The 21,320-nt window shown below is 44.7% G+C and carries 17 protein-coding genes and 1 riboswitch; of the genes, 3 read left to right on the top strand and 14 right to left on the bottom strand.

The features are described 5' to 3' along the window. Positions 1 to 98 precede the first annotated feature (98 nt). Positions 99 to 1,649 (top strand): xylulokinase, encoded by a 1,551-nt coding sequence (locus LG34_RS11675; protein WP_109216214.1) that lies wholly within the window; start codon positions 99 to 101, stop codon positions 1,647 to 1,649. Positions 1,650 to 1,818: 169 nt separating this feature from the next. Here LG34_RS11675 and LG34_RS11670 read toward each other — a convergent pair whose 3' ends face one another. The 14 genes from LG34_RS11670 to LG34_RS11605 form a co-directional block, all read right to left on the bottom strand. Beyond that, on the bottom strand, positions 1,819 to 2,616 hold the full coding sequence (locus tag LG34_RS11670) for a DAPG hydrolase family protein (protein WP_109216213.1): 798 nt from the start codon (positions 2,614 to 2,616) through the stop codon (positions 1,819 to 1,821). A 51-nt stretch (positions 2,617 to 2,667) separates the two neighbouring features. Continuing rightward, positions 2,668 to 4,608 carry a BglG family transcription antiterminator gene (locus LG34_RS11665; protein ID WP_109216212.1) on the bottom strand — a complete coding sequence of 647 codons (1,941 nt, stop codon included), beginning with the start codon at positions 4,606 to 4,608 and terminating at the stop codon, positions 2,668 to 2,670. Positions 4,609 to 4,643: 35 nt separating this feature from the next. Further along, on the bottom strand, positions 4,644 to 5,804 hold the full coding sequence (locus LG34_RS11660; RefSeq protein ID WP_109216211.1) for an iron-containing alcohol dehydrogenase: 1,161 nt from the start codon (positions 5,802 to 5,804) through the stop codon (positions 4,644 to 4,646). A 111-nt stretch (positions 5,805 to 5,915) separates the two neighbouring features. Continuing rightward, positions 5,916 to 7,097, bottom strand: a complete 1,182-nt coding sequence (locus LG34_RS11655) for a thiolase family protein (protein WP_109216210.1) — start codon at positions 7,095 to 7,097, stop codon at positions 5,916 to 5,918. Positions 7,098 to 7,108: 11 nt separating this feature from the next. Continuing rightward, complete coding sequence (locus LG34_RS11650) at positions 7,109 to 8,050, bottom strand: 3-hydroxyacyl-CoA dehydrogenase family protein (protein WP_109216209.1); 942 nt, start codon at positions 8,048 to 8,050, stop codon at positions 7,109 to 7,111. A 215-nt stretch (positions 8,051 to 8,265) separates the two neighbouring features. Continuing rightward, entirely contained in the window at positions 8,266 to 9,183 is a 918-nt protein-coding gene (locus LG34_RS11645) for a cyclase family protein (protein WP_109216208.1), read from the bottom strand. Between the two features lie 214 nt (positions 9,184 to 9,397). Beyond that, complete coding sequence (locus LG34_RS11640) at positions 9,398 to 10,156, bottom strand: class I SAM-dependent methyltransferase (protein WP_109216207.1); 759 nt, start codon at positions 10,154 to 10,156, stop codon at positions 9,398 to 9,400. Between the two features lie 94 nt (positions 10,157 to 10,250). Next, on the bottom strand, positions 10,251 to 11,024 hold the full coding sequence (locus LG34_RS11635; protein WP_109216206.1) for a class I SAM-dependent methyltransferase: 774 nt from the start codon (positions 11,022 to 11,024) through the stop codon (positions 10,251 to 10,253). A 151-nt stretch (positions 11,025 to 11,175) separates the two neighbouring features. Further along, the gene (locus tag LG34_RS11630; protein ID WP_109216205.1) at positions 11,176 to 11,940 is read right to left on the bottom strand and encodes an ABC transporter ATP-binding protein; all 765 of its coding nucleotides are present in this window, start codon (positions 11,938 to 11,940) and stop codon (positions 11,176 to 11,178) included. Between the two features lie 21 nt (positions 11,941 to 11,961). Then, a complete protein-coding gene (locus LG34_RS11625) occupies positions 11,962 to 12,756 on the bottom strand; it encodes an ABC transporter ATP-binding protein (protein WP_181369355.1) in 795 nt (264 codons plus the stop codon). A gap of 14 nt (positions 12,757 to 12,770) precedes the next feature. After that, positions 12,771 to 13,571 carry a nickel transporter permease gene (gene nikC, locus LG34_RS11620; protein ID WP_109216203.1) on the bottom strand — a complete coding sequence of 267 codons (801 nt, stop codon included), beginning with the start codon at positions 13,569 to 13,571 and terminating at the stop codon, positions 12,771 to 12,773. A gap of 19 nt (positions 13,572 to 13,590) precedes the next feature. After that, positions 13,591 to 14,532 carry a nickel ABC transporter permease gene (gene nikB / locus LG34_RS11615; RefSeq protein WP_109216202.1) on the bottom strand — a complete coding sequence of 314 codons (942 nt, stop codon included), beginning with the start codon at positions 14,530 to 14,532 and terminating at the stop codon, positions 13,591 to 13,593. Positions 14,533 to 14,664: 132 nt separating this feature from the next. After that, entirely contained in the window at positions 14,665 to 16,245 is a 1,581-nt protein-coding gene (locus LG34_RS11610) for an ABC transporter substrate-binding protein (protein ID WP_109216201.1), read from the bottom strand. Positions 16,246 to 16,507: 262 nt separating this feature from the next. Continuing rightward, positions 16,508 to 17,920 (bottom strand): alanine/glycine:cation symporter family protein, encoded by a 1,413-nt coding sequence (locus LG34_RS11605; RefSeq protein WP_177957404.1) that lies wholly within the window; start codon positions 17,918 to 17,920, stop codon positions 16,508 to 16,510. A 75-nt stretch (positions 17,921 to 17,995) separates the two neighbouring features. Continuing rightward, positions 17,996 to 18,139: riboswitch (glycine riboswitch) on the bottom strand. A 411-nt stretch (positions 18,140 to 18,550) separates the two neighbouring features. On the opposite strand from LG34_RS11605, the gene LG34_RS11600 reads away from it, so the two are divergent. Together LG34_RS11600 and LG34_RS11595 are read left to right on the top strand one after the other, a co-directional pair. Then, positions 18,551 to 19,579 (top strand): aldo/keto reductase, encoded by a 1,029-nt coding sequence (locus LG34_RS11600; protein WP_109216200.1) that lies wholly within the window; start codon positions 18,551 to 18,553, stop codon positions 19,577 to 19,579. 301 nt (positions 19,580 to 19,880) lie between these two features. After that, complete coding sequence (locus LG34_RS11595; protein ID WP_330427526.1) at positions 19,881 to 21,257, top strand: alanine/glycine:cation symporter family protein; 1,377 nt, start codon at positions 19,881 to 19,883, stop codon at positions 21,255 to 21,257. The last annotated feature ends 63 nt before the right edge of the window (positions 21,258 to 21,320 follow it).

Raw genomic sequence — 21,320 nt, 5'->3', positions numbered from 1 at the left:
ATTACTCACCACTTGCAGAAGTGGGAGTCTTCTCGACTGAGATAAATAATAAGTATTAAAGGTATTTACTAAGGCTCATATTTAAGGAGGATTCTGATATGGCAGAAAACTATTTACTTGGTATGGATATGGGAACCACAAATATTAAGGCGAACATTATGGATACCAAAGGAAATGTCATTGCAACAGCTTCCCGTCCAAGCCACCTGATCTTTCCGGCAGCAAACCAGATCGAACAGGATGCAAATGAATGGTGGGACAATGCAAAAGCTGTTTTTAAAGAAATAACAACAACCGCTGGCAAAGAGATCGTGGAAAATATCCGCGGTATCAGCATCAGCTCTCACGTAATTTCCTTACTTCCTATAGATAAAGAAGGAAATCCGGTAAGAAACGCTATGATCTGGATGGATACCCGTTCCGATGAAGAATTAAACTACATTACAGATACCCTTGGTTTTGACCATTTCGTATCCATCGTTGGCGGACAGCCAAGTACTGCATTCTTACCGGGAAAACTGCTCTGGTTCAAAAAACACGAACCGGAAGCATTTGCAAAAACAGAAAAACTGTTACAGGCAAACGGTTTTATCAACTATAAGCTGACCGGTGAGATGACCATCGACCTTGACTGCGCTTCCAGATGTCAGTGTCTGGATATCAATTCTTTAACATGGTCTGATGAGATCGCCAAAGTACTGGATGTCGATTTTAATGCATTACTTCCACAGCCGTCCAAGATCACAGATATCATCGGTACAGTTACCGAAGAAGCTGCTGCTGAAACCGGACTGATAAGCGGTATTCCTGTAGTTGCAGGATGCAGCGACGCAATGGCTTCCATGTATGCAACCGGACTGAGCCAGCTTGGTGAAGCAGGTGAGTCCTCCGGAACAACTTCTCTCGTATTTGTCGGATCTCCGGTTCAGAGCCGTTCCGATGTTCCGGTTGTCACAAAACCATGTGCCATTGACGGCATGCCATATATTTTTGACGGACCGATCAACGCTTCCGGCGCTTCCATCAAATGGTATCTGGATACCTTCGGACAGGCTGATAAAGAAGAAGCGGAAGAACTTGGCATTAACGTGTATGAATATCTGAACCGTGAAGCATTAGAAGTAGCTCCGGGTTCCGATGGATTACTCTTTTTCCCATATATGCTCGGTGAACGTGCACCACTCTGGAATTCCTATTCAAGAGGTATGTTCATCGGAATGTCTCTGAACACAGAGCGCAAACATTTCGTCCGTTCCGTATTTGAGGGAACTGCATTTGCACTCAGACATGTTATGGAGACCATCAAAGAAGCCGGCGGACAGGCGGAATGCTTACGCATCACAGGCGGCGGTTCCAAAAGCCGTACCTGGTCACAGATCAAAGCATCTATGCTTCATATGCCGATCTATATTCTGGATGAGCGCTCCGGCGATGTGCCATTCGGTGATGTCCTGATCGCAGGTACTGCCGTTGGTGTATTCTCCGATCTGACTCAGACGATCAAGGAACTGATTCCGGTCAAAGAAGTTATCGAACCAGTTCCGGAATGGGAAGCAGTTTATGACAAACTCTACCCGTATTACTTAGATATGTATCAGCATCTGGATGCGGATTTACGCAGTTTCCGTACCACTGTTGACAACATATAGATCAAGGCAGGAATTTCAGGCAGCCTCAAGCCGAAATAATCCTGCTCTATAACTCCTATACCCTCCTCATGTATAGTAACGTTATAAAAAAGCAACAGAAAAAGAACCGTGTGGCAACCCTCCGCACGGTTCTTTTTTCAGCATAATTTCATAAACTTTATTTTATCTGTTATTTATTACGGAACTCTGTATACAGGATTGGCATAAGATCTCTCAGATTGTTCATCTCTTTGCTGTTGTGCTCTAGCAGTCCCATAAGCAGATCTTTCTCCGGCATTGGACGCTCACCCATTACATTGACCAGTTTTCCGCCCATTGCCTGAAAACCGATCCAGAAATGACTTCGCATAATGATTCCATCCGGCGCATCATAAACAAAATGCATTACGACTGCCGGAACCGGGTGTTCTTCCAGATCTGTGCTGAACAGTTTCTGCCTTGCACTGGCACCGTCCACCATAAGGATACCTGCCTCTTTGCAGATCTCCTCGTCCAGACCGATGGCTTCCGGGTGATCTGCCAGCGGATCTGTCAGTGTCAGATCTAACATATAATCTCCGATATTTTCAGTACTCCACATGAAATCACTGCAATGATGGGAATCCGGACACCAGCATTTATAACGCATTTCGCTTTCCTCCGGAATCTCATTCCACCAGTATAACCAGTGTCTGTACATCTCCACTGTGACTCCCGGCATATCATGACGGTTCGTGACATAAGCACCACCGCCCGGCAGATAACACCATCCACATTCTTCTTCCGGAAGGATATGTACTGTTTTTTCACGGATATTATCCGGTGTCATCGCATATTTCGGATCCATCGGCTCACCGCTTGCCAGTACTTTTTTCGTTCTGTCACTGATATCCGGCTGTGGTTTGTAAAACAGTTTCGCATATGGTCTCTGTTTTTCTTCTTCTGTCAGATCACGCGGTTTCATTGCTTTAATATATTTTGCATCCATAATTGCCCCTCTCCTTTTTACTTAATCCTTTTCGTTTACACAGTTCCCAATTCATTTTTTATCCATATTTTCCAGAGATTCCTTTTCGATCACCGAATCCAGTAATTGTATATTTCCTGCCAGTTCAAATGCCAGATGATAGAACCATCCAAGCTGCGTCCGATCCTCCGGGCGAAGCGCCATAAACATAATTGCACGGATATTACGGGCATGTTTCCAGGAAATCGCACGCTCCAGTTTTACCAGACTGACTACTGTATCTGTAATATAGGCATCTTCCTGATACATAAACACAAATCCATTTGGTAAAATCGCCAGATAGTCATTTTCCAGATCAACTGCCACTTTTTCTACCATGTATTTTTTTACATAAAAACGATCCTGAATGGCAGCGATAACGCTGGACAGGCTATCCTTATTTTTCATTTTATAAATCATATCCGGTCGGATATAATCCTGAATCGCACGTTTTTTCTCCGGATATAACAATTTGCATTTGATATCTGTCAGACAGTGCTCCAGCCGCGCCTGATCCTCCTCATCCAACAGCGGGGATACCGTCAGCATCGGCGCATGAAACAGACGCCGGAAGTCCTTCATCCGAACTGTCGTGATGATCAGCATAGGCTTATCCTGATTTGCCCTTTCCTTGCCGTGAACCGGATACGGTCCGTACAGATCTAAAATGTCACCGTAAAATTTCTGCAGCTGTTCCATCAGAAAGTGTGTAACGCTTCCATTGAAATGGCTGATCACTACGGTGGACAACCCTTTGCCGCGGATCTTCTGATACAGTGTACGCTGTGCGGAAATCAGAAACGGAAGCAGATAATCTTCCTCATCTTTTCCTAAAAGCACCTCACACTCCTGTCCTAGACAGTTCTTTAAGAAGTGGCAGATATCCCCCAACAGGGGATAACGGTTCCGCAGTTCATCGCCAAAGACATGATGCTGAATCTGCGGCGCGATAATACCGTTTTTCAAGGTCTGTACATGCACACACAGATCGGCAAACAACCGGTCGTCTGTGGTAAAATCCAATCCATACACCGCTTTTACCTGTTGCAGCATCTCTCTAACGATCTTATGACAGACCGGGCTCGTGTATCCAAGCACCGCTGCCTTGGTCATATTTCGTGTATTTAAAATCTGAATCTGATAAAAAATATCCGAAAGCCACAGATATTCGTTCTGCTGCAGTTCAATCTGCCACAGTTCCTTTAACGCATCCAGCACGTAGCGGACGACTGCCGCAATCCCCTGAGACTCACCTTTTTTCTCAAATGCTTCAATCGTATTGCCGCTATTTACCCGAAACTGCATGACCGCAATTGCCAGAACCATATAAATCAGTCCGAAATCATCCAGATCGGTCTGACAGCGGTAAAGCTCATCCTTGAACACATCCTGAATTTCTTCCAGACGTTCTCTGCCAAATTCATCCTGCTTTAACACGATTCCGTCTCTGGAATCATAATCCCAGTTTTCCGCATACAGACGGATCAGAAGTGCCCGCCGCTTGATTTCATCCTTCTCAAACTTGATATAATTTCCCTGACGCTGGATCTGCAGATACGGATAACGCACAGATACGCGCTGCCGCATGGCGCGGATATCGCTCTCTAAAGTTGTCCGGCTGACGAACATTTCATCCTCCAGGTTGCCAAGCTCATACCAGTCATTTTCCCGGATGAGCCGCAGCATCATCGTTCGGATACGGTCTTCCTTCGTCTCATAGTTTGCTTTTTCCGAAAAAAGCTGCAGATATACCTCACGGTTGTTGACAGATATCGTGTAGCCTTTTCCATACTGGGGAAGAATCTGTATTTCATACTGTTTTAATTTGCTGTTGATCTCGCGGATATCGTTTCGGACGGTTCGTTCCGACACGCCAAGCTTTGCTGCCAGCTCTTTGCCTGTCTCTACATTGTGTCTTGCGTTTAAAATCGATAACAACTTCTTCTGTCTGGCATTTAATGTCAAATCTGTCATTTTATGCACCTCTCATCTTTCGTTCTGTCGATATCTTATAAACACAATTCAATCAGATTTTTCACGTCCTGTCTATAGAGTTTTTGAAATCCGCCGCCAATAAACTGCGTTTCACCCTGCAGTACTTTGTCTGTTACCCGGTCGGTATCCACATTAATAAATCCAGCTTCCTTCAGCGTTGTTGCCAGTCCGCAGCTACTGATAAAACGGTAAAAGCGCTTCACACCGTCCCAGAGCAGCGCCTCATCATCCCCGCCTTCGGCGTGCCATACATGGGAAAAGAATTTTTTCATAAATTCCGGTTCCCGCGAACTCATCATACAGCACCACGCCGGCATCAGGATTGCAAGTGCCTCTCCGTGGGACAGTCCAAACAGTTCCGTAAAAATATGGGAAACCGCATGACAGGCATAATCCCCTTCAAAACCGATCATATTGCTGTGTGCCATGGTCGCTGTCCACATCAGTTCGCTGCGCCCTTCCTTGGAAGCCGGATCTGCCAGAACAACCGGCAGTTCTTCGATCACTGTCTGCATGATGGATTCGCACAGATGATCCCGCAATACCCCTTCCTGTGACCGCACAATATACCGCTCAAATGCATGTGCAAATATATCCAAAGAGCCTGCCGCCGTCTGGCGTGCAGGCACTGTGTAGGTCAATTCAGGATTCATGAGTGCAAATTTCGGGCAAACCCGTACGTCCGTCAATGCACATTTTCTATTTTGTTCTTCATTCCAGATAACAGAGACTCCGTTTGCTTCGCTGGCAGTTGCCGCCATCGTCAGTACAACGCCGATGGGCAGCACTTCTGTTGCTTTTGCTTTCTGTTCATACAGATCCCAGACATCTCCGGGATAGTAGCTTCCAAGGCTGATTGCCTTTGCTGTATCTATAACACTCCCCCCGCCAACGGCAAGCAACAGGTCTATTTCATTGTTCCGCACCAGGTCTATTCCCTCATCAACCTTTATAAGACGCGGATTTTCGGCAATACCGCCAAAGGGCAGGCTTATCACTCCATACTCCTTTAGTTTTGCGGCAAGCCGGTCATACAGACCATTGTTTCGGATACGTTCGCTTCCGTAAATGATCATCGCACGATGTCCGTATTTCTGTGACAGAGCTCCGATTTTTTCTTCTGCATCCGCTCCGAAAATGATCTGCGTTGGAAAAGAAAATTCAAAATCTTTCACGCAATCCTCCATTGCTCTTTTATGTAATTTCGGAATCTTTTAAACGATGAATTCCGAGAGTACATTTTTTCTAAGTCATTGAATTTACAGGAATAATTTTAATATTATCTACTATTCACACATTTCAATGACAACGGTTGTTCCCATTCCACCGCCGGCGCAAAGTGTTGCAACACCGTAACGCTGTTTGCGGCGTTTCAGCTCGTACATCAGTGTGATGACGATTCTGGAACCGGTTGCTCCTACCGGATGTCCAAGAGAAATTCCACCACCGTTTACATTCAGTTTCTCATCCGGAACACCGAGTTCTTTCTGGCAGGCCAGACACTGAGAAGAAAATGCCTCATTGATCTCAAACAGATCGATATCATCTACGGTCAGACCAGCTTTCTCCAGTGCTTTCTTTGTGGAGCTGATCGGTCCGATTCCCATTAATTCAGGCTCTACACCTGTTGTAGCTACGCTGACAACCTTTGCCATGATCGGGCAGCCAAGTTCTTTTGCTTTTTCTTCAGACATCAGGATGACACCGGAAGAAGCATCATTCATACCGGAAGCATTTCCTGCTGTTACTTTTCCGCCTTCTTTAAATGCAGGTTTCAGTTTCTGAAGTCCCTCTAACGTGGCGTTACGTTTCGGATACTCATCTACGGTATAAACAGTCTCGCTCTTTCTGGATTTTACAGTAACCGGAATGATTTCTTCCTCAAAACGTCCTGCATCGATGGCTGCTACTGCACGCTGCTGAGAACGGAGAGAATATGCATCCATCTGCTCTCTTGTGATGTCGTATTTGTCAGCTACGTTCTCTGCTGTGATACCCATAGCCGGTCCAACACCCAGATTTGTCAGGGAATCCCACATGGAATCACGCATCTCCATATGACCGTATTTCTGTCCGTAACGGGCATTGAATACCATATGTGGTGCGGTACTCATGCTGTCAGAACCTCCTGCCATGATACACTCTGCTTCTCCGGCACGGATCTGATAAAATCCCATCTGGATGGCAGACATGGATGAGGTACAGTTTCTATGGATGGTAATACCCGGTACAGTTACAGGCAGACCTGCTTTTACTGCTGCTACACGGGCAAGGTTATTTTCTTTGTAAGTTCTCTGATAGTTGCATCCCCAGATGACATCGTCAATGATCACCGGATCAATGCCTGCTCTTTTTATCAGATTCTGCATAACCGGAATGGTTAATTCTACCGGTGCAAGTGTCTTAAACTGACCACCGATGGTACCGATCGGGGTACGGCATCCTGCTACGATTACTACGTCTCTCATTTAACTTCCTCCTATAAACGACCAAGAACGCGGGCAACTTTGATCAGTCCCTCTGTCAGTTCTTTGTTTGCTTTTTCTACATCTTCTTTGGACCATGTTTCAAGTCCCTGTCCGGTCTTGAAGCCAAGGTTGCCTTTTGCAATATTGTCTGTCAGAAGTTTGGACGGCTCTGTACTGTTGCACAGATGCGGGAACAGATAGCTGTGGATGTTGTAAGTCAGATCCAGTCCACCCATATCCATAACTTCTACCGGTGCGCAGATGCCAAGACGCATACCGAAGCCATATTTGATTGCATCATCAACGTCTGCCGGATCAGCGATATCCTGCTCAATGATATTTAATGCTTCTCTGAATAATGCATGCTGCATACGGTTTGCAAGGAATCCCGGAACATCTTTCTTTACGATAACCGGACGTTTTCCTGCTTCTTTTAACAGATCGTAAGTAGCCTGTACCGTCTCATCAGATACATATTTTGTCTTGATCACCTCTACTAGCGGAACAAGGTAAGCCGGATTCCAGTAGTGAGTACCAATGATACGCTCTTTGTGTACGGATTTCTCTGCAATCTCTGTGATACTGATCGCGGATGTATTTGTTGCAAGAATTGTTGAAACCGGGAAAATCGCATCCATTTTTGCAAAATAATCCTGTTTGATCTCCAGTTTCTCAATAATTCCCTCGAATACGATATCTGCAAAATCTGCCACTTCTTCGATGGTGTCTACAAAGCTGATTCTTGCAGCTGCATCGTCAGCTTCCTGCTGTGTCATTACATCATTCTCAACTAATACGCTCAAGTTGCTTCTTACAACTGCGGCTGCATCACAGCGGATCTTATCATCATATACATAAATTACTTTTACCTGATGTCCCTTTGTTGCGAAAAGCTGGGCAATTCCCAGTCCCATTTTACCTGCACCAAGGACAGCAATATTCTTTTTACTCATAATTTCCCCTTTTTTTGCTTAAAAATGGAGCCGGACATCATATGTGGTGTTCACCGTCCAGAGCCATTATTTAGTTTTTACTGCTCTGAACAGTTACCATATTCTGATGTCTGGCTCCTTATTCATTTATTTACTTATTCTGTTCAGAAATCTGTAACCCAGCTCTGAACAGTTATGTTTGCGGTATGTTAATCGTTAAATCGTATCCTTAACTCTTAGTATACGCCGTACGGATACTCTTTGTCCGGTACACTTCTGTCGATTCTGTCAGATGGAACAAATGCAACGGCACGAACGATTGTACCATCACCCATGTACCAGCGAAGCGGGAATGCACAGAATAAGAATCTCTGGTTTGTTACTTTATCCAGATCTCCGCCAAGGTTCTCGATACCCATTACATTGTTTGCCATTAAGATATCATGACATGGCTCCCACTCCGGGAAATCGTCTTTTGCTGGATGTCCGAACTGTTCTTCGTATTCTTCACAGATACGCGGAACGTATGGACCAGGGCCGTGATCTGCTGCATATGTATAAAGGATGTGGTCGATTGCCTGCATATCGAAGCCAACACCTCTTACGTGATGCTCAACGAACCATTTTGCACCATCGATAGAAAGTCCCGGGCTGTATGCGAAATAATCATCATTCTCACCCCAACGTCTGTGTGTACCTGTATTTAACAGAACCCAGTCACCTTCTTTGATTCCGCCAGGAACTTTTTTCGCAGCGTTCTCAATATCTTCTACCGTGATCAGCTCCCATTTTCCTTTCGGGATATCAAGACAAACAGCTTCACCAAAGTAGTTCTGGATCGGGAGTTCATGTGTATATGGGCTCTCCGGAATAACATGAGCCGGTGAATCTGCATGTGTAGAGTTGTGCATATGGAATGAGTTGAAAGTCTGAAGCAGTCTGTAATGCATCGGCATATGCTGTACTCTGTCGATATGGAAGTCTCCGTTGGATGGCCAAAGTGGATTTCCTCTACCAAATGGGTTGGACAGATCGATCAGCTCGAAAGAGCCATCTTTGAACATATCAAAGATATTTCCGTCGTAAGGTTTTTTCCAGTCATTTGTGTGCGCGTAGTTTTCTTCACGTGTGTGTCTTACAGCGATTTCTGACATTATAATTTCTCCTTTTCTTATATAAATAATTTTTTATTATTGTTTTTGGTTACGCTTTTATATAATGCAAAAACCGTGCCAATTTTGTTTTTACAAAAATGCACGGTTTTTCGGGGTTTTTTGTTGTTGCAAAACTGATACTGTTTCAGATTCACAACGCTTCGCTTTTTTTTGTTGCAGAATGGAAAAATTTTGAACCTTTTTATCTATCGTATTATCGCATCGCCGCGATACGAAACATCGGTGTCGATGCAAAATTTACTTTTTCGTCTTCCGTCCAGAGATGCTTCCAAATGTCGGTATCAATATCTATGTCTGAAAAACCGATGTGCTGTAAGACTTCTCTGTCCCATTCCGGGCGAAGCTTGCGGCTCAATGGAACGTTTTTCGCAATTTCTTCCATGGCATCAATATCGGTATTGATATATTCGTCCCGCACCTGATTTGCTTCTGTGGCTGCACGGTCGGCTTCATAACCTTTTCGCATTTCTTCGTCATACAGATAGCGATACCAGTTCGCGTCAAAGTTCAGCATGATTCCCTCTGGTTTTAATACCCTATACCACTCTGCATAAGCAGTTTCCGGTTCTTCTAATACCCACGTCAGATTTCTGCTGAGTACCAGATCAAAACTTTCGTCCGCAAATTCCAGTTTCTGTGCATCCATCAGCTTCCATGTGATCTGCGCTGCCAGTGCTCCGGCATTTGCCTGCGCTTCTGCCAGCATTTCTGCGGTACAGTCTATTGCTGTTACCTGATAGCCCTCCTGCGCCAGCAGGATAGCAAAAAAACCGGGACCGGTTCCGATATCCAGAATCCGGATTTCCGATTTTTCTTTTTTCGGTAATTGTTTTTTTATCTCTGTGATCCAGTCCTGCCACTTATCGCCTGCCAGTTCTTCCCGGTTGTATTCGGAATAACCTTCGGCGCGGTTCCCCCAGTAGCTGACGATCTTTTCTCCCAGTTCTTTCATAATAGTACCCCTAAATTCAGTACAATGTTTCTTAAATAAGTGCCGCATATAACTTGTCTGTTTTCTATATGGTACTTATTTAGAAATCGTTGTACTAGTTCTTTGTCGCTGCAATACAGAATAACGGTGTCGGATTATAAAATTCATCTTTTTCGATATAAATCCGTTTGCTGATGCCAAGGTCTAATTTGATCTGTTCAAATCCTGCCTCCCCCAATGCGGTAACATCCCATGCCGGGCGCACATGATAGCTGATCTCCAGCTGATCTTTGATTGCCTCGCACTCCTGCATCAGATCTCCGGCAATCTGTTTGTGTGCATGGTTTTCCGGAAGTTTTTCGCCTTTTCCGGTAAAATCTGCTTTTCCGTAATTGCCGTCAAAATTCAAAAGTAATCCACCGGGTTTTAATACACGCTGCCATTCCCGGTATGCTTCCTTCGGATGCGGTAAGGTCCAGGTCAGATTTCTGGAAATAACCATGTCGAAACTTTCATCTGCAAATAATAATTTTTCTGCGTCCATGACACGAAACTGTGCCGGGCTGTGTAATGTCTGTCCGATTTCTTTTGCTTCCTGAATCATGGAAGGAGTCAGATCGATCCCGGTAACACGATGTCCCAGACTGCTGAGCAGAAATGCGAAAAATCCGGTTCCGGTTCCGATATCCAGAATCCGAAGCTGTCCTCCGGCCGGAATATGCTTTGCAATTTCCCGCAGCCAGCGATCTGCCATCACACTGTTTAATTCTTTTACACGCAGTTCAGCAAAGGAATGGCTTCTCTGTGTCCAGTAATTTTTGATCCTCATTTTCGGATCCAGATATACAATCCCCTGTTCTGCGTATTGCTGTTCTGCTGCGTTGCTCATATCCCGTCTCCTTTCATTTTGCCGTTCTCATATTCATTAAGTACATTTTATACAGGAAAAGGGTGGCTTCACAAGCCACCCAGGGGGATATTATTTTCTTCAACTCTGCAACAAAAACCATAATCTGCTTCTTTCCTCAGGGCGAATCACCTTACTGACCAAGCATTGCTGCCTCAATCAACATTTTTGTATAGCCGTTTTCCGGCGCATTAATCACGCGTTCAGTTCTTCCCTGTTCCACAATATTTCCCTGATACATAACGATAACGCGGTCGCACAAATGCTGCACCAATGCCAGATCATGACTGATGAGAAGAATCGACAGATCCATTTCTTTCTGCAATCGTTTCAATAACTCTATGATCTGCATCTGTACCGTCACATCCAACGCACTGGTTGCCTCATCGCAGATCAGGATTTTCGGATTTACTGCCAAAGCACGGGCAATTGCCGCCCTCTGACACTGACCGCCACTGACCTGATTTGGGTAGCGGTCTGCGATCTCTGTTGGAAGCTCCACCTGCTGCAACAATTGTTCCAGACGATTCTGTGCTTCTTTTTTGCCGATATCATGATTGCGCATGCTTTCCATGATACTGTCCCCTATTTTTTTTCTGGGATCAAAAGAATCCTGCGGCACCTGAAATACCATCTGAATTTCCGTATAAAATTCTTTTAGGGATTTTCCTCTCAGTTTCTGAATGTCGGTTTCGTTTAGAAAAATATCCCCCCCATCCGGTTTTAACAAATGGGTGAGCATTTTTACAGTAGTGCTTTTTCCGCAACCGCTTTCTCCGACGATTCCCAGACATTCGCCACGCTGCAACGTAAAACTGATGCCATTTACCGCTGTGAACAATTTTTTATTTTTGTAAAATTGCTTTGATAAATTATTTACTTCTAATATTGTATCCATAGCTAATATTACGCCCCTATTTTAACTCCGTTTCAAATGCAATACCGAACCGATCAGTTTTTTCGTATATGCATCCTGCGGATGGTTTAACACGTCCTCTTTTGTGCCATATTCCACCAGTTTTCCCTGATGCATGACTGCCACATGGTCTGCCAGATAATTGACCACACCAATGTTGTGTGTCACCAGAACAATGGAAGTTCCGTACATGTCACGTAATTTTTTCATTTCCCGCAAAACCTGAAGCTGTACCGTCACATCCAGCGCACTGGTTGGCTCATCTGCCAGCAGCAAACGCGGACGAAGCACCATGGCAAGCACGATTCCCACACGCTGATTCATTCCCCCGGAAAATTCAAAGGGATAACTTTTTAAAATCTGCTCTCCGTTGGTAAATCGCAGCTGTTCAAATAATTCCAGCGCCCGGTCACGAATCTCTCCTTTTGAGATGGATTCATGTTCCAATACTGCCTCATAAAGCTGCTCCTCTATCGTTCGGATCGGACAGAGGGATGCTCCTGCGTTCTGAAAGATCATGCCAATTTCCGCTCCGCGCAAACGGCGCATTTCTTCCCCGTGAATCTGCGTCATATCAATTGTTGTATTCGTTCCCTGATAGAGAATCTGTCCCTGTGTGACCGTTCCGCCTTCTCCAAGCAATCCCATAGCTGCCCGGATCAGGGTGCTTTTTCCACTTCCGGATTCTCCGACGATTCCAAGGATTTCTCCCGGTTTCATTGACAGCGAAACATTTTCTATTACCTGTTTTTTTCCATAATGAATATCGACATTACGATACTCCAATATATTACTCATCATATCATTTGTCCCTAAATCATATCCCGCACGGTATCACCAAGCAAATTAAATATCGCAACCGTCACAAACATTGCAATTCCCGGCGCGATCACGATCCACGGGCAGGTCTGCAGCATACTCCTCCCATTGCTCATCATAGAACCCCATTCTGCCATCGGCGGCGTTGCGCCAAGTCCCAGAAATGATAACCCTGCCAGCTCCATGATCATAGTTCCGATATCCAGCATGGCAGTCACGATCATGGTTCCCGCAATATTAGGAAAAATGTGTCTGAGGAGAATCTGCATTCCATTACACCCCGACAGTTTTGCTGCCGCAATATACGGCATTTCTTTTACCGTCAGCGTCTGGCTGCGGGCAAGCCGGGCAAATTTCGTCCAGGAAATGCAGGCAAGGGCGATCACCGCACTTTTTAAACCACCACTTAAGACACCTGCCACCGCAATGGCAAATACCATGCCCGGAAATGCCAGAAACAAGTCTGAGATCCGCATGATCAGATCATCGATTTTTCCACCAAAATACCCGCCAATCATTCCAAGGATCGTGCCTGTAACAGAAATGATCAACACCAGTGCCAACGCAGAAAATACCGTTGTCTGTGCGCCCAAAATCACACGGGAAAGCATATCCCGTCCATAGCGGTCGGTTCCAAACAAATGCTGTGCCGATGGTTTTGCCAGCGCATTTGCCAGTTCCTGTTCATAGGGATCGTACGGCGTCAGATGCTTCGCAAAAGCTGCAGTAAAAAGCAGGATTCCCACTAAAATTAACAGTATGATAAATTTTATTTTTGTCTTTTTCGTTCGCATGTTATCATCTCCTGTTTTCTCAGGGATTTTCCTGTAACCGGATACGCGGATCCAGATAATGGTAAATGATATCCGTCACCAGATTTACCATCACATAAATAATCGCCATCCAGACCACATATACCTGTATCACCGGATAATCTCTGGTCAGAATCGCATCCACTGCCATTTTTCCAACACCATCCCACATAAAGATCGACTCTACGATTGCAGTTCCACCAAGTAGCGAACCGATGGACAACGACAGCAATGTTACAATCGTCAGCATGGATGCTTTCAATACACTTCCGACTAGGATTTTTCGTTCTCTGATGCCCCGCGCACGGGCTCCGACCACGTAATCTTTTTTCAGTTCTTCCAGAACCGTTGCCCGAATCTGTCTGGTATATTTTGCAGACATGGCAATTGCCAGCGTCAGTGTCGGCAGAACAATACTTTTCCATCCCTGACCACTTCCCATCACCGGAAACCACCCAAGTTTCAACGAAAACAGATACATCAGCAATAACGCGACAAAAAATCCGGGCATAGAATTTCCGATAAAACTTAAGATCCGGATAAAATAATCGGTAAATCTGTTTTTTCGAACCGCGGAGAGGATTCCCAACGGAATCGACAGCGCAATGGTCATCAAAACAGACGTGATTGTCAGATAAATTGTCATAGGAAGTTTTTCCAGAAACATCTGCAATACCGGCTGCCCGGAGATATAGGATGTTCCCATATCCCCTTTCAGCATATTTCCTACCCAGTTCAGATACTGTACTGGCACAGATTTGTCCAGTCCCAGTTCTTCTCTGGCGGCCGCTTTCTGTTCTTCCGTCCATGCCATTCCCGTATTCTGCTCCATCATGTCAACTGCATCCACGGAAGACGTGTGCATCAGCACAAACGTCAGCAGCGTAATGCCAAACAAAATCGGAATCAGTTGTAATAACCGTTTTATGATATATTTTTTCATACCTGTTCGTATTTTTCCTTACCTATCAGAACCTTTTTCCTGATAAGTTCCTATCATATATAATCTTGTTGCAGATCATCTATAGAGTCGCAAATGATCTCACATCTGATGTTTTCTGCTCTATATTTTCCACTATTCTTTATCCAAATCTGCCGTAATTTCGTAGTAGTCTGACGGATGTGCCACCAGACCGGACACACCTTTTCCTGATACCATAGACATTTTCAAATGAGACGAAAAAACAAATGCATGGTCATCCAGAATTGTCTGTGTCATCTGTGTCGCCAGAGACGCACGTTCCGTCGGATCAAAAGTAACTGCCATCTGTTTTTCCAATGCCTCCAACGCATCACTGTGATATCCGCCACGATTCTTTGTGGAGCTGTCCAGACAATGTGTGGTGAAAAAATACTCCGGATCACCAGTCGGTGCACTGACAAAAGCACCTGCAAAAATATCCCAGTCGCCTTTATCCAGATAATCCTGATAATTAGCCGTACTGTTTACCTGAACATCGATTCCAATATCTTTCATGGTCGCCTGTACCGATTCTGCCAGCAGCGGTAACTCCTGGCGGCTTGGATAAGTCACCCAACGGATCATCAATTTTTTACCATTTTTATCTACATAACCGTCCCCGTCGGTATCCGTCCAACCGGTATTTTTCAGTAATTCTTTTGCTTTTGCCGGATCATAGGTTTCCGCGGTTACGGTAGTATCACCAAAGGTAAAACTTTCCGGGAACGGTCCCACTGCCGCAGCTCCGTTTCCATCCAGCAATACGGAAGTAAAGTTTTCCTTGTCAATCGCACTTGCGATCGCTGCCCGGACGTTATCATCCTGAAGTGCTTCCGTCGCATAATTCATCTGTGCAAAGAACGAACGGGATGTCTCACAGGAAGAAATCGTGTATGGTTCGTTTTCAAACAGTGGCAGGCTTGCATACGGCAGTCCGTAAGCGGCATCCAGTTCACCGGACTGCATTGCCATAGTCATGGTGTCCCCGTCTGTGATCGTTTTTACATAAATCGTATCCAGATGCGGTGTACCGTTCCAGTAATTTTCATTTTTTACCAGAGTCAGACCTTTGTCGGTTTCCAGTTCCTGCACGATATACGGTCCCGTTCCGGTTACTTTTCCATCGTCTGTAATGCCCGCTTCCATATCAATGATGCAGGCATACGGATCAGACAGATAATTCATCAGCGCCGGAACCGGTTCACTGGTTGTAATCGTCAGTATCTGACCGTCAGCTTCAATATTACTGATTTTTAAATCACCTGCTGCACGTTCATGGACTGCCACCAGATCATCCAGACATTCTTTGACTGCCTGCGCATCCATTTTTCGTCCACTGGAAAATGTCACATTGTCCTGCAATGTAATCTTCCATGTGTTGTCGTCTACATTTTCATATGATTTTGCCAGCCATGGCTCTAATTCCATAGAATCGGAATATTTAAATAACGTCTCTCCGATTCCATAACGGATGCATGCCCATCCGGAATATCCTCTGTGTGGGTTCACGTCCGATTCATCGTTTTCTGCATTAAATGTGGTATCTCCGTATGTAAATACTTTCACACTTGTGTTTTCCGCTTTTGCAGAGCCATCTTTCTGCTCGCTGTTTCCTCCACATCCCGTCAGCAAGCCAAGTGCCATAACCATGGTCAGAAGAACTGCACCTATTTTTTTTCCTTTTCTGTTCAACATAATTTTTTCCTTTCATATACATTTTTTCAGACACAACAATTCGATCACTTTTTATCAGAATAACAAAAGAAAAGCAGCTTCACAAGCCACCCAGGGGGTTAAGAAAATGGGAAAAAATTTAAGGTTAACAGAGAATTGAATTAGTCAGAAAACACAGATAAAGAAAATGTGGTATTTTTCCCATGCAGGCGATTATTAACCGCGAAGGTAAAATACCACATTTTCGTTTCATATACTAAAAATTAATTTTTATATACGCATCTTAAGACGCTTTTCCAATACGTTTCAGATAAAGCTTTGTCTCACTGACAACCACTCCGCTCAGTGCCACCAGTGCGATCAGGTTCGGGATCGCCATCAATCCATTAAAGATATCCGCGATGGTCCACACAGCAGAAACTGTCATGTACGGTCCGATAAATACTGCCAGAATATATAACCAGCGATAACCTTTAACTACTTTCTGATTTCCATTGGATAAATACTCCAGACATTTTTCACTGTAATAATCCCATCCAAGAATCGTCGTAAATGCAAAGAACACCAGGCAGATCATCAAAATAAAGGATGAAAACTGCTCCGGGAACGGTAATGTCGTCTGGAATGCTTTTGTAGTAACTGCCACACCTTCCAGACCGATATTCCATGTACCTGCAATTACGATAGAAAGTCCTGTCATTGTACAGATTACGATTGTATCGATAAATGTTCCCAGCATAGAAATCAGGCCCTGCTGTCCCGGAGAATCTGTCAGTGCAGCGGCTGCTGCGATCGGTGCACTACCAAGGCCTGCCTCATTGGAGAAAATACCACGGGCAATACCTTTCTGCATTGCCATCAATACTGCTCCCAATGCTCCACCTGCTGCTGCCCGCAGACCAAACGCACTCTCAATAATTGTCCTGAACGCTCCCGGAATCTCTCCGAGATGTGTCAGCAGAATAATTAATACAACAACTACATATGCAACTGCCATAAACGGCACGACAACCTGTGAAACACTGGAAATACGTTTGATGCCACCGATAACTACCAGTGCGACACAGATAGATAACAATACGCCTGCGATTACAACTGTCCAGGAATAATCCATTCCAAACATATGCACGGTCCATGTTTTATCCGGATCAAAAAATGTCTGTACGGCATTTGTGATACCATTGATCTGTGTAAATGTTCCGATACCAAACAAACCTACACAAACACCGAAAAATGCGAAAATCTTTGCCAGCCATCTCCATTTTGTTCCCATACCTTTTTCAATGTAGTAGAACGGGCCACCCACAATATGACCATCCTCTGCAACGGTACGATATTTCACTGCCAGCAGACACTCCGAATACTTTGTAGCCATACCTACAAAGGCAGCTACCCACATCCAGAACAACGCCCCCGGACCTCCGGCTACCAGCGCGGTTGCAACACCAACGATGTTACCTGTACCGATGGTTGCGGACAATGCAGTACACAATGCTGCAAAACTGGATACTTCTCCGCTGTCACCACTTTTTTCATTTACAAAAAGTTCCTTGATTGCACGTGGCAGAAGTCGGATCTGCAGACCTTTGACTCTTATGGTCAGAAATACACCGACTGCCAGAATGAGGACGATCAGGGGAACGCCCCATACAAAATCGTCGATTGATGTAAGAATTTGATTGAATAATTTTGCCATTTTCTTCTCTCCTTTTTATATAAAAAATAAGGCTGATAAAATATCAGCCTCTAAAGAGTAGAACATGCATATATTGTGGTATGCTCTGTCCTTTTGCCTGAGAGATAAGCGGTTATAACCAGAAAGAACCGATCCATACGATACGCACAGATCATCCGATCACTTAACCGCGACACCTTCGGCGCTTCGCATATGCGAAGACTCTCCAGAGTGAACTTGTCTGCGATGCAAACATATGCATCTGATTTCAACGACCAACGACAAATCCGTAAAAAAGCATATCACAGGTTTTTTCAAGATGCAAGCATTTTTCTTCATACAACGTACATTTGTCTTTCTATGATGGTAAAGCGGACATTCGCAATCCGTTTTCGCTACTTGCTCATGAACGCAGTCGCTTTGCGACCTGTCAGTGGGAGCTTTTAACTCCCACTGACATAAGCATCCCCCTTACCCACCGCTTAGTGCTCTACACGCTTGAAGCGGGGGATTGCTTATTCTGCGTTCAAATGATGAATTTTATGTTACAGTTCACCTTGCACCGTTCCTCCTGACAGTATACAATATCTGTAACTGATAATATCTTTTTAATAAAATGATAAAAAACAGCTATTTATGAGGTGAAACATTATGAAACAAATTACATTAGGATCCACCGGCATCCAGACACCACAAAATGCCTTTGGTGCATTACCAATCCAGCGTGTATCCACGGAAGAAGCAGTCAAAATCCTGCATCGTGCTTACGAAGGCGGCATGACATTTTTTGACACTGCCCGCGCCTACAGTGACAGCGAAGAAAAAATGGGAGAAGCGTTCGGACACATGCGCAATAAAATTTATATTGCCACCAAAACAGCCGCAACGACTCCGGATGAATTCTGGCGTCAGTTAGAAACATCCCTGCACTTACTCCGGACAGACTATCTGGATCTGTATCAGTTCCACTGTGTCAACCAGTGTTACCGCCCGGAAGATGGAACAGGAATGTATGAATGTATGCTGAAAGCAAAAGAACAGGGTATGATCCGCCACATCGGTGTCACTGCGCACAAGATCGGTATCGCAGAAGAATGTGTCGCTTCCGGTCTGTACGAAACCATGCAGTTCCCGTTCAGCTATCTTTCCTCTGTACAGGAACTTCAGCTGGTAGAAGCCTGTTCCAGACAAAACATGGGATTTATTGCCATGAAAGGACTTGCTGGAGGTCTGATCCACAACTCCAAAGCTGCCATGGCTTACATGACACAATTTGATAACGTTCTGCCAATCTGGGGAATCCAGAAAATATCCGAACTGGAAGAATGGCTCTCTTATATGGAACATACCCCTTCCATGGATGAAGAAATTTGTGCTTATATCGAAAAAGAAAAACTGGAACTAACCGGTGATTTCTGCCGTGGCTGCGGTTACTGTATGCCATGTCCGGCTGGCATTATGATCAATCAGTGTGCCCGCATGTCCCTCATGCTGCGCCGTGCACCGAGCGCCGGCTGGCTGACTCCGCAAATGCAGGAAGAAATGAAAAAAATTGAGAACTGTCTGGAATGTGGCCAGTGCATGAAAAAATGTCCATATGAACTGAATACACCGGAACTTCTGAAGAAGAATTATGAGGATTACAAAAAAGTTCTTGCCGGAGAAGTATCTGTAAATTAGAAATGAGATTCCGAATGTAAACCGCATTCGGAATCTCATTTTTTATCTCCGTCAAGAAGATTCCTGCTTCTATAAAGTGAGTAATAACAAGTATATTTTGCAAATGGAACGAGTGAACTACGACATACTGTTTTTTACTTTAAAGTTTCGCACTTTAAAGTGTTGATGTTTTCGGAGATATATGCTATACTTGCCTTTATCATTTACAAATTACAGATGTGAAACAAAATTCGAAACAGCTGGTTTTCCAATGAAATACAAAACCGATCAATTGTTTATCTGTAAAACTAAGGGGGACATTATGACAACAATTATTGAACTTGTGTACAACTTTTTATGGGGTGATCTGGTCACTCTTCCATTACCCGGCGGCGGAACATTAGGTCTTCCGCTTCTCGTTATTTTACTGATTCCAACCGGAATCTACTTTACCATTCGGACAAAATTCCTGCCAATCCGCCTTTTTCCAGATATGGTTCGTGCCTTAAATGAAAAAAAAGACAAACGCGGTGGTCTGTCTTCGTTTCAGACACTGATCGTCTCCACGGCTACCCGCGTCGGCATGGGGAATCTGGTAGGTGTTGTGGCAGCTATCTCAGCCGGAGGCGCCGGTGCGGTATTCTGGATGTGGATCACTGCACTGCTTGGTTCTTCTACTGCTTTTATTGAAGGTACCCTGGCACAGCTTCACAAAGAAAAAGATCCGCTCTATGGCGGATACCATGGCGGCCCTGCTTATTATATGCATCATTTTTTTGCCAAAAGAAAAGACGGCACTTATCGCAAATACTCCGTACTTGCTGTACTTTTTGCAATTTCCGGTCTTATCTGCTGGTGCGGAATCAGTCAGGTGATCAGCAATTCGGTTACCTCTGCCTTTGAAAATGCATTTTCCATTCCGCCACTGGCAACGACCATCATTCTTGTTGTTCTTGCTGCAATTATTGTACTTCGGAAAAATGCAACCGTAAAGGTTTTGGACATCATGGTTCCGATCATGGCATGTGCATACTTTATTTTTACTGTCATTATCATTCTTACACACCTCGGACAGATGCCGGACGTTTTTGCACGTATTTTCCAGGAAGCATTTGGTTTCCGCCAGGTCGCAGCCGGCGGTTTCGGTGCTGTATTAATGAATGGTGTAAAAAGAGGACTGTTTTCCAATGAAGCCGGTTCCGGTTCTGCACCATGTGCGGCAGCTGCTGCCAAAAGCGATGACGCTGTTAAAATTGGTCTGGTACAGTCACTGGGCGTATTTATTGATACCATTGTGATTTGTACCTGTACTGCAATGATCCTGCTTCTCGTACCACAGGAACTCACCAACGGACTTGTCGGCATGGATCTGCTGCAGACGGCTATGCAGTACCACCTTGGAACATTTGGAACAATCTTTATTGCAGCTACTCTGGCAATGTTCAGTTTTTCCACTTTCATTGGAATTCTGTTCTATGCCCGCTCCAACGTAGCTTACCTGTTCGGAAATAAATGGTGTTACCAGACTGCCTACAAAATCGTGGCTCTTGTAATGCTCTTCATCGGAGGACTTGCAGCTTACACCACAGTATGGGATCTCGGTGACGTAGGCGTTGGTCTTATGACGATTTTTAACCTGATGGCATTGTACCCGATGGGAGGTCAGGCTTTGAAAGCCCTTCGGGACGCCGGAAAATGATGTTTGAGATTTTGTTAATTCAAGTCGAACGCACGTGAGACTTGGTGCGTGATTCTGGTCAGC

Origin of the sequence: Eubacterium ramulus (genome assembly GCF_003122485.1) — a bacterium.
Lineage (GTDB): Bacteria > Bacillota > Clostridia > Lachnospirales > Lachnospiraceae > Eubacterium_I > Eubacterium_I ramulus_A.
The sequence above is the reverse complement of the archived record's forward strand: the minus strand, read 5'-3'. Positions and strand labels throughout refer to the sequence as shown.